This window comes from Janthinobacterium sp. 13, from assembly GCF_002749695.1.
In the GTDB taxonomy this organism is placed as follows: Bacteria; Pseudomonadota; Gammaproteobacteria; order Burkholderiales; family Burkholderiaceae_D; genus Janthinobacterium; species Janthinobacterium kumbetense.
On record NZ_PEEQ01000001.1, the window covers coordinates 257,495 to 268,260 of the forward strand.

General features: G+C 65.9%; 7 protein-coding genes. All 7 read right to left on the reverse strand.

Going from position 1 to position 10,766, the window contains the following annotated elements:
- Positions 1-43: 43 nt before the first annotated feature.
- The 7 genes from CLU94_RS01055 to paoA all read right to left on the reverse strand — a co-directional run bounded on the left by CLU94_RS01055 (position 44) and on the right by paoA (position 10,749).
- Complete coding sequence (locus CLU94_RS01055; RefSeq protein WP_099664251.1) at positions 44-1,420, reverse strand: OmpA family protein; 1,377 nt, start codon at positions 1,418-1,420, stop codon at positions 44-46.
- Between the two features lie 196 nt (positions 1,421-1,616).
- Positions 1,617-4,136 carry an ATP-binding protein gene (locus tag CLU94_RS01060; RefSeq protein ID WP_099664252.1) on the reverse strand — a complete coding sequence of 840 codons (2,520 nt, stop codon included), beginning with the start codon at positions 4,134-4,136 and terminating at the stop codon, positions 1,617-1,619.
- A gap of 10 nt (positions 4,137-4,146) precedes the next feature.
- Positions 4,147-5,175, reverse strand: coding sequence for an ABC transporter substrate-binding protein (locus CLU94_RS01065; RefSeq protein ID WP_099664253.1), 1,029 nt, complete (start codon positions 5,173-5,175; stop codon positions 4,147-4,149).
- Complete coding sequence (locus CLU94_RS01070) at positions 5,172-6,809, reverse strand: response regulator (protein WP_257218631.1); 1,638 nt, start codon at positions 6,807-6,809, stop codon at positions 5,172-5,174. Before CLU94_RS01070 ends, CLU94_RS01065 begins: the two co-directional genes overlap by 4 nt.
- A gap of 133 nt (positions 6,810-6,942) precedes the next feature.
- Positions 6,943-9,141, reverse strand: coding sequence for an aldehyde oxidoreductase molybdenum-binding subunit PaoC (paoC, locus tag CLU94_RS01075; RefSeq protein ID WP_099664255.1), 2,199 nt, complete (start codon positions 9,139-9,141; stop codon positions 6,943-6,945).
- A 4-nt stretch (positions 9,142-9,145) separates the two neighbouring features.
- Positions 9,146-10,105 (reverse strand): FAD binding domain-containing protein, encoded by a 960-nt coding sequence (locus tag CLU94_RS01080; RefSeq protein ID WP_099664256.1) that lies wholly within the window; start codon positions 10,103-10,105, stop codon positions 9,146-9,148.
- The gene (paoA, locus tag CLU94_RS01085; protein WP_099664257.1) at positions 10,102-10,749 is read right to left on the reverse strand and encodes an aldehyde dehydrogenase iron-sulfur subunit PaoA; all 648 of its coding nucleotides are present in this window, start codon (positions 10,747-10,749) and stop codon (positions 10,102-10,104) included. Before paoA ends, CLU94_RS01080 begins: the two co-directional genes overlap by 4 nt.
- Positions 10,750-10,766 lie beyond the last annotated feature (17 nt).

The following is a 10,766-nucleotide window of genomic DNA, read 5'->3' on the forward strand; positions in this document are numbered from 1 at the left end:
CGAGTTGCGGAAACGGCTGCAAACGCCGCTGCCACTGCTCGCCTTACTGCGTTTGCGCGTACAGCACGCGCACCTCCACCCTGCGGTTCAAGGCATTGCACTGTTCCGTTTCATATGCGGTAGTGCTTGCCTCAATAGGGCATTTCACGCGCGGCTCCCGCGCACCCGCCCCTTCCGATCGCATTGTCAGATTCTTTCCATCCAACGCAGTTCTGAGTACATTGACAATCGCCTCTGCGCGCAGCTCCGATAGACGTTGATTATCCACGGCTTTTCCAGCAATACTGCCCGCGAAAGGACGGGCGTCACTGTGGCCGCGCACCATAATGTCACGCGGCGTACCCGATGCCAGAATGGCTGAGGCAAGAGCCTGCAGACGCGGTTGTGCCGTTGGCAATAATTGCTCGCTGCCGGTTTTGAACAGCAAGTCGTTGGATAGGTCGAAACAGGGATTCAAGACAGGCCGGCTCTTGATGATGCGCATCGTGGCCGCATCCAGACGCAAGGTGGCAACCTTGAGGACGACCGGCTCAGGGCTGAAAATGCCGGCCTCCGGCTTCGTGCGTACGCTGAACGTGACAAGCGCCATGCCGCCAACGCCGGTCCACAATACATCGGCATGATGTACCAGCAATCGCCCCCCGGCGCTCCTACGGCAGTCAAGGATGGGGCGGCCGACGACTTCCGTGACGCGCTCGATTTCACCGAGCTCGGTCTCGGGCACTTCGATGCTGACGTCGGGAATACGCACACCCAATAGCTGGAAAGCCATATGCACCATCTTCATGAACGGCCCGAAGAACAGCACGAGTACCAGCGGTGCGACAAACACTGCGGCAAGCTGCGCCAATCTGCGCTGCGGCTTCGGCTGCGCACCTGCGACCGTGATACCCGCTTGCGTACCAGCCGTGCCTAGAAAGAGGGTAAGAAAACCCGCACAGAAAAAGATCAATATCAGTAAAAACAAAGAAGGTCTAGCACCGGCGAATGCATACAGCAAGGACAGCAAAAAAAAGAACAGCGATACCAGGCAATAGCCAACGCCACGCAGCCCGGCTGGAACGACAAACAGGGGCGCCTGACCACAGGCAGCGTACCTCCTGGAAACCCGCTTTTCCAGCCAGGAGCACAGCTGGAGCAGCCACACTGCGGACATGGCCCCGAACAACAGGAAGATACAGTACAGAAAACCAAACATCAGTGCCACAAAGATAAAGAATACCGCTTCGCCTGGGGTCAAGCTGCTGGGAAAAAACTGAATGTCAAACAGATAGGTCAGCGTGACGATGGCGCCCACTGCAACGGCCAGTTTATATGTCAAGGTCGTCACGAGATCGAGGATCGCTATTTTCTTGCTCAGCGAATCGGCGCTATACGTCGGGACAGGTGCTGCTTCTGGCGGGGGTCTCGGTATGATCACAGTATCGCCTTAATTAAGGACAAGACGTTTGACTCGCTTGGACAGACAACAGACATACTCCTCACTCCTTTGGCAAAGGCTGGAATGACGGGTCCATCTATACAAGTCTAGTGAGTCGTCACGCCGCTGTGCGGCGATCGCAGCGAAGCTTGATACAGATTAAACAAGGACGATCTGGCTCGAACGAGCTCGCCACCTACCCCGTCGAAATGACCATGTTCAAGGCGCGCCGCAATTCCTTCAGCCGGGGCGGCTTGCCCAGCACGCAGTTGACGTGTTCCGGGTAGTCGCTGTCGGCCGCCAGGCGCTGGCCCCAGCCCGTGAGCATGATGATGGGCGTGGCCGGCGAATGCTGGCGCACCGCGCTGGCCACCTTGCGCCCGTCCACGTGGGGCATGCCGAGGTCCGTGATGACCACCGCGAAATGCTCGCCCCTGTCGCAGGCGGCCAGGAAACAGTCGATGCCGGCCTGGCCGCCATCGGCGGACACCACGTCGTGGCCGTCGATTTCCAGGATGTCGCGCAGGGACTTGAGCACCATCGGGTCGTCGTCCACCACGAGGATGCGCAGGCGCGGCGGCACGGCGTGGGCCGTGTCGGGCACTTCGACCCCCTCGCCTTCCGCGCAGGCGGGAAACGCCAGGCGCACCGCCGTGCCCTGCCCCGGCGCCGTGACGATGTCGATGCCGGCCCCATGGCGCTCCATCATGCCGTACACCATGGCCAGGCCCAGGCCCGTGCCCCGCTCGCCCTTGGTGGTGAAAAACGGCTCCAGGCAGCGGCGGCGCGTATTCTCGTCCATGCCGATGCCCGTGTCCCCCACTTCGACCTGCACCTGCCGTACCCCGGCCTGGCCCGGCGCGCCGATGCAGGCCGTGCGCACGGTCAGGGTGCCGCCTTCCGGCATGGCGTCGACGGCGTTGAAGACCAGGTTCGTCAGCGCTTCGCGGATTTCGCCCACGCTGCCGGGCAGCATGGGCAACCCGTCCGCCAGCTCCATGCGCAGGGCGATGACGATGCCGCGCTGCTGCGGCATGTCGCTCCAGCGCGCGCGCGTCAGGTCCAGCACCTGCTGCACCACCAGGTTGACATTGATGGGCGACAGCGCCAGTTGCGGTTCGCGCTGGCGGTAGAATTCGCGCATGCGCGCCACGGTGGCGGCCACGTCGTCGATGGCCCGTTCGATGACTTCCAGGCAATGCCGGCCCTGCGGACTGAGATTGGTTTCCGTCTCCAGCAAGGACTCGGTGTACAGGGCCACGGGGGAAATGGCGTTATTGATATCGTGTGCGATGCCGCTGGCCATCTGCCCCAGCGCGCGCAGGCGCTCCTGCTGCATTACCGACTGCTGGGTCTGGCGCAAATCGTCATACGCGCGCTGCAGCGCGCCATAGAGCTGCGCCTGGTTGGCGGCCAGCGCCACATGCTCGCTCAGCTGGCTGAGGAATTCGCATTCGCCGCTGGTGAAGCTGTGCGCGGCACGGCGCGCCACGATCAGGATGCCGAAGACCGTGTTTTCAGCCAGCAGCGGCGCCATGACGAGGGCGCGCAGCCCCCCTTGCGCCAGCCGCTGCGGAAACGGAAACGCCACATCGGCGATGTCGGCTTCATACACGAGCTTGCCGCGCACGCAGCTCGACAGGCCATTTTCGTCGATGGGAATGTGCGCGTGTTCGCTCATCATGAAGGACTGCGCCAGCGCCTCGCTGCGCACGCCCACGCACGTCACCTGCAGCGCGTGCTGCGACGGCTCATACAGGCAGATGCAGCTGAAATCGATGGGCAGCTGCTCTTCCAGGCTGCGCACCACCACCTGGAAGATGCTGCGCAAGTCCTGCCGCTCGCCGATCGAGCGCGTGATCTGCTGCAGCAGGTTCAGGCGCTCGAGCTGTTCATGCACCTTGCGCTCGGCCAGCTGGCGTTCGGCGATCTGCGTTTCCAGCGCGGCATTCGTGTGCGCCAGCTCGTCGCGCGAAACGGTGGTGCGGCGCAGCTTTTCCGTCATGCCGTCGAAGGCGCGCGCCAGGTCGCCGATCTCATTCTTGGTGTGCACGCCGAGCGCAAAATCGAGCTTGCCGGCGCCGACGATCAGGGTGCCCTGGCGCAGCTTTTCCAGCGGTCCCGTGACGCTGGTCATGGTGAAGTAGATCAGGCCGGCCACCAGCGCGATGATCATGCCGCCAAACAGCATCACGGCCACGTTGGCTTGCTGCTGTGCCTCCAGCACGCCTTGCCGGCTCAATTCGGACAGCCGCATCGCATCCGAAATCATGCCCTGCACCTTGCCCATGATCTGGCCCGACAGGCGCGCTTCCAGCTCGCCCAGCACCTCGCGCCGCTGCGGGTCCTGCCCCAGCTCGCGGTGATTCGCGACAAACAGCTCGAACAGGCCGCCCACGCCGGCCAGGTCGCCCTGCAATTCGCGCAGCAGCTTGCGCTCTTCGTCGCCGTTGAAGGCGGGCGTGGCCAGCAGCCCCGTGGACAGCGACTCGCTGCGCAGCTGCCACTGGGCGCGCGTGCGCGCACCGTGGTGCAGCGCGTATTCGATCGACAGGTAGCGCAGCGACGTGACGGCTTGCAGGATATCGGCCGCCGCCTTGTTCTTCGCCAGTTCGCGCTGCATCGCCATGGTGGTGGAGAACAGCACGGCGACGATGATGGCCACCAGCACCACGCAAAACAGTTGGGCCAGCTTGAAGCGCGTGACGATTTTCACGGTGGCCCTCTCAATGAATGACCGTCACGGCCGATGGCGCCACGGCTTCCAGGCCATCTAGGTAGACGGCGTCGAGGAAGTTCGGCATGTCGCCGCGCTCGCCCAGGCGGTTCTTGATGGCCCAGCGCGCCTCGTCTTCCAGCGCCAGCAGCAAGCCCTGGTCGAGCACGACGCCAAACTGATAACCGTGCCAGGCCGCCTGCAGGCGCGCCGCCTCGCTGGCCGACGCCCTGGCAAACAGGGCGCGCGCGGCGTCGGGCTCGTCCTGGCAAAAGCGCGCGCCGGCGATCAGCGCGCGCAGCACCTTGCGCATCGTCGCCGGGTGCGCACGCACGTAATCGCCCGCGCCGGCCACGTTGAACAGGCCCGCATACACGTCCTCGCCATAGAAGATGGCCGCCTTGCCCGCGATGGCGTGCGTCATGGCCGTCAGGAACGGTTCCCAGCCGGCCGCCGCATCGACCTCGCCGCGGGCCAGCGCAGCGGCCAGCTGGTCCGGCGCGTAGTTGTGCAGGGTGACTTCGCCGGGCAGCAGCTTCTGGCGGTTCAGGAAGGCGTCCAGCGCGAACTGGCCGGAGGTGCCCAGGGTCACGCCGATGCGCTTGCCCTTCAGGCTGGCGGGCGTGGACACGCCGCGGTCCAGGCGCCCCACGATGCCGTGGTCGCGTTCGGCCTCGAAGATGCTGGCGATGATGACGACGGACTGGTTCTTCAGGCTCGCCAGCACCACGGGAATATCGGACACGGTGCCCAGGTCGGCCTGGCCCTGCAACACGGCTTCCAGCGACGCCTTGCCCGACGAGTAGGATTGCAGCCGCGCGTGGATGCCTTCGCGCGCGAAATAGCCCTGCCCGTGCGCGGCCAGCACGGGGCAGCTGCCAACGTATTCCGCGTTCACGGCCAGGCGCAGCTCTTCCACGGGGCCGGGCGGCGGCGCGGGACGGGCAAACAGCCGCCACAAGGCGATGGCTGCCAGCATCGCCAGCAGCAGTGCGGCCGCCAGCCAGACCGTCCGCCGCGCTGGCGTCGGGCCGCTCATGCGCTGCACTGCGCCGTGGCCGACTCCAGCGCGCTGTTGACGGCCTCGGAAAACGCCACCACGTCGACCGGCTTGGTGAGATAGCGGTAAAAACCGGCCGCCAGCCCCTGGCGGATATCGCCGGGCCCCGCCACGGCCGTCAGGGCGATGACGGGAATATGCGCCGTGCGGGCATCGGCGCGCAGCAGCTGCATGACTTGCGTGCCGCTGATGTCGGGCAGGTCGATATCCATCAGTATCAGCTGCGGCAGGCGGCGGCGCGCCATCTCCAGGCCCGTTTGCCCGTCGCCGGCCGACAGCAGGTCGAGATCGGGGCGAAAATGGATGAGGCCCGCCACCAGGGTCACGTTCAGGGGATTGTCTTCCACATACAGCAGCGTCTTGCGCTCCGGCAACGCTATCGGCTCGGCGGGCCGGGCAATGGCGGGCAGGCGCGGGCTTTCCTGCAGCGGCTGGCGCGCCGGGCAACTGGCGATATCGAGCCAGAAAGTGCTGCCGCGCCCCGGCGTGCTGGCCACGCCCAGCCTGGCCTGCATGGCTTCGGCCAGGCGCTTGCTGACCACCAGTCCCAGGCCCGTGCCCTCCTCGTCGCGCGCATCGCGTCCCAGGCGGTTGAAGGGCTGGAACAGCGCCTCGAGCTGCGCGGCGCTCAGCCCGGCGCCCGTGTCGCGCACGGACAGGCGCAGCCGGTGCGCATCGACGGGCTGGCAATCGACATGGATTTCGCCCTGTTCGCGGTTGTACTTGACGGCGTTCGACAGCAGGTTGATCAGCACCTGCTTGAGGCGCGTGCGGTCGGCCAGCACATGCAGGCCGACCGCTTCCACGAACGTCAGGGTGATGCCGCGCTTGTGCGCCAGCGGTTCCATCATTTGCCAGCATTCGTGGTAGATGCCGGCCAGGTCCACGGGCTCCATCGACAGCGACATATTGCCCGACTCGATCCTGGCGATATCGAGGATATCGTTGATCAGGGTCAACAAATGCCGGCCGGCGCCGAAGATGTGCGAGGCAAAGGTTTTCCTTTCCTGCGCCGTCGAGGGGATGGAATCGGACGTGAGCATCTGCGAAAAGCCCAGGATGGCGTTGAGCGGCGTGCGCAGCTCGTGGCTCATGCTGGACAGGAAATTGGTCTTTTCCTGGTTCGCCCGCTCGGCCACTTCGCGGGCCAGCTGCAAATCCTTGTTCATGGCGTCGAGTTCTGCCGTGTGCTGGCGCAGCAGCAGTTCCAGGCGCGCATTGGCGATGCGCAACTGGCGCGTTTCCAGCGCCCGCGCCAGTATCAGCAGGATGCCCGACACCTTGAACGGTTTGACGACGTAATCGAGCGCGCCCGCCTGCATGGCCTGCACGGCCGAGGCAATCGTGCCTTCTCCCGTCATGATGATGCAGGCCAGGTCGGGATCGATCTTGCGCGCCGCTTCCACCACGGCGATGCCGTTCATGCCGGGCATCATCAGGTCGACCAGCAGCAGGTCGAACGATTCGACGGCCAGCAGCGACAGCGCCGCCTCGCCCGAGGCGAGCCCCGTTGTGTCGTAAGCCTGGCCGCGCAAGGTGTCGCACAGCGCGCGCACGTGCGCCAGCTCGTCATCGACGATCAGTATCCGCGGCGGCATTGGTGAGCTGTTCATGCATTCTCCTGGCGGCATGGCCTTGCGGACCTGAAACCTGCCCCGCAAGATGCGTTCCGAGCATAGCACTTGAAAATTACCGAAAATACACGCTTTGTCACGCGCGCGGCGACGCCAGGACGCCAGGCCGAGGCTAGGTCATGACGGGCAGCCCCCGCAGCAGCTTGTCGAGGGTCAGCGGATAGTCGCGCACGCGTACCCCCGTCGCGTTGTAGACGGCATTCGCGATCGCGGCCGCCACGCCGCAGATGCCCAGTTCGCCCACGCCCTTGGCTTTCATGGGCGAGGACATGGGATCCGTTTCATCGAGGAAGATGACGTCCTGGTGCGGGATGTCGGCGTGCACGGGCACTTCGTAGCCGGCCAGGTCGTGGTTGACGAAGTAGCCGCGCCGCTGGTCGACCACCAGTTCTTCCATCAGGGCCGCGCCCACGCCCATGGTCATGGCGCCGATCACCTGGCTGCGCGCCGCTTTCGGGTTCAGGATGCGGCCGGCCGCGCACACGGCCAGCATGCGGCGCACGCGCACTTCGCCCGTGTCGCTGTCCACGCCCACTTCGACGAAATGCGCGCCGAACGTCGATTGCTGGAATTTTTTATCGAGGTCGCCATATTCCATGCGGTCTTCCGCGACGACGTCGCCATGGTAGGCGGCGGCAGCGAGCGGCACGCTGCGCTCGCCCTGGCTCACCTGGCCGTCGGAAAAACGCGCCTCTTTTTCATCGAAACCCAGCTTGGCGGCGATGGCCTGGCGCAGGCGCACGCAGGCCGCGTACACGCCGGCCGTGGAACTGTTGCCGCCCCACTGCCCGCCCGAACCGGCCGAAACGGGGAAATCCGAGTCGCCCAGGCGCACGACGATCCGCGTCAAGGTCACGCCCAGCATTTCCGCCGCCGTCTGCGCGATGATGGTGTAGCTGCCCGTGCCGATGTCCGTCATGTCCGTTTCCACCGTGATCATGCCATTGCCATCGAGGCGCACGCGGGCGGCGGACGGCATGACGAGGTTGTTGCGGAAGGCGGACGCCACGCCCATGCCCACGAGCCAGCGGCCGTCGCGCCGCATGCCCGGCTGCGTCGACCTCTCCTTCCAGCCGAATTCCACGGCGCCCGTGCGCAGGCAATCGATCAGGCGGCGCTGGGAAAACGGTCTGCCCGGTTTTTCCGGGTCCACTTTCGTGTCGTTCAGGATGCGAAAGACGATGGGATCCATTTTCAATTTGTCGGCCATTTCGTCCATGGCGACCTCCAGCGCCATCAGCCCCGGCGCCTCGCCTGGCGCGCGCATGGCGTTGCCTTCCGGCAAATCGAGCACGGCCAGGCGCATGGCCGTCATGCGGTTCGGCCCCGCGTACAGCAGCCGCGTCTGCATCACGGCCGTTTCCGGCTGGCCCCCTTTCAAGTCGCCCGACCACGATTCATGGCCGATGGCCGTGATCTTGCCATCGCGCATGGCGCCGAGGCGCAGGCGCTGGATGGTGGCGGGCCGGTGCGTCGTGTTGTTGAACATCAAGGGCCGCGTCAGGGCCACCTTGACGGGACGCTGCGCCGCGCGCGCCCCCAGGGCTGCCAGCAAGGCTTCCGCGCGCACGAACAGCTTGCCGCCGAAACCGCCGCCGATGTAGGGCGAGACGATGCGCACCTTGTCTTTCGGCACGCCCAGCGTGCGGGCCAGGTCGCCACGGCCCCAGTCCACCATCTGGTTCGCCGTCCACACCGTCAATTTATCCCCTTCCCAGGCGGCAATCGAAGCGTGCGGCTCCATCATGGCGTGCGACTGGTCGGGCGTCGTATAGGTGGCGTCCAGGCGCACGGGGGCCTGGGCATAGGCGCCGGCGAAGTTGCCCGTCTTGCTGTCGGGCTGGCCATCCTTCGGCCTGGTGGCCGTATTCTTCGCCTTGGCCAGGTCGAAAACACCCGGCTGTTCGACATACTTAACGTCAAGCAACTGCGCGGCCGAGCGGGCTTGTTCGAAGGTTTCCGCCACCACCAGGGCGATGGCCTGGTGGTAATGCTCGACCTCGGGGCCGCCCAGCAGCCTGGCCGTGTTCATCTTGCCTTTGCCCAATTTCCCAGCCGATTCCGCCGTCACCACGGCCAGCACGCCGGGCGCGCGCCGCGCCGCGCCCGTATCGATGGAGGCGATGCGGCCCCTGGCGATGGCCGCGCCCACGACATGGCCGTAGGCGGCGTGCGGCGCGGCCTTGTTCTGCTCATACGCGTACGGCGCCGTGCCCGTGGTTTTCAGGGGGCCGTCGATGCGGTCCGTGGGGCGGCCCACGACTTTCAACTGGTCGATGGGATTGGTGGTCGCCGGTGTCGTAAATTTCATGGTCCTAGCCTTTCTGTGCGGATGCTTGCGCCATCACGGCGGCGATCGTGCGCTGCGCCAGGGTCACCTTGAAGGCGTTGTCTGCCGTCGGTGCGGCGCCGGCCAGCAGGCGTTCGCTCACGGCGGCGGCGCCTTGGGGCATCGATTGCTCCGCCGCGGCAATTCTCCACGGCTGCGGCGCGACGCCGCCCAAGGCCAGCCTGCCCGTGCCGTCCGGCAAGATAATCGCCGCCACGGACACCAGCGCGAACGCATACGAGGCGCGGTCGCGCACCTTGCGGTAGACGTGCGTGCCGGCTACGGGCCGGGGCAAGGTCACGCTGGTGATCAGCTCGCCCGGCTGCAGCACGGTTTCCCGCTGCGGCGTGCTGCCCGGCAAGCGGTAAAAATCGGCGATGGGGATGGTGCGCACGGCGCCGTCGGCCCGCACCGTGTCGATGGAAGCGTCGAGCACGCGCATGGCCACGGCCATGTCGCTGGGATGCGTGGCGATGCAGGCTTCGCTGCCGCCCAAAATCGCCAGCGGCCGGCTGAAGCCGGCGATGGCCGAACAGCCGCTGCCCGGCACGCGCTTGTTGCACGCCTGGTTCGTGTCATAGAAGTACGGGCAGCGCGTGCGCTGCAGCAAGTTGCCGGCCGTCGTCGCCTTGTTGCGCAATTGCGCCGAAGCGCCGGCCAGCAAGGCGCGCGACAGCACGGCATAATCGCGCCGCACCGTGGCATGCGCCGCCAGCGCCGTGTTGCGCACGAGAGCGCCGATGCGCAAGCCGCCGTCCTTTGTAGTTTCCACCTTGTCCAGGGCGAGGCCATTGACGTCGATCAAATGCGCGGGCGTTTCGATGTCCAGTTTCATCAGGTCGAGCAGATTCGTGCCGCCGGCGATGAACCTGGCGCCCGGCGTGTTCACGGCGGCGGCCGCCGCTTCGGCCGGCGTGGCGGGCTTCTGGTAGCTGAACACTCTCATGCCGGCCTCCCCGCCACTTCCGTGATGGCTTCGATGATGTTGGAATACGCGCCGCAGCGGCAGAGATTGCCGCTCATGCGTTCGCGCAATTCTTCCGGCGTCGCCTGCGGCGCCGCATTCAAGTCGGTGCTGACGTGGCTGGGGATGCCCTGGCGGATCTCGCCCAGCGCGGCCACGGCCGAACAGATCTGCCCCGGGGTGCAATAGCCGCATTGATAACCGTCATGCGCGATGAAAGCCGCCTGCATCGGGTGCAGTTTGTCGGGCGTGCCCAGCCCCTCGATGGTGGTGACCTTCGCGCCGTCATGCATCACGGCCAGGGTCAGGCAGGCATTGATGCGCTGGCCGTCGAGCAGGACGGTGCAGGCGCCGCATTGCCCGTGGTCGCAGCCCTTCTTGGTGCCCGTCAGGTGCAGGTGTTCGCGCAAGGCGTCGAGCAAGGTGGTGCGCGTGTCGAGTTCCAGGCTGCGGCGCTGGCCGTTGACGTCCAGGCTCACTTGCATCAGGACGGGCGGCGCCTGGCCGGACGTGCTCACCGCTTGCGCCGCTCCCGCCACGCCGGGCACGGCCACCGCCGTGGCCGACAGCGCGCCGGCGATCAGCACGCCGCGCCTGCCGGCATTGATGTGATTACACTCGGTCATGTCGCGCTTCCTCCTGG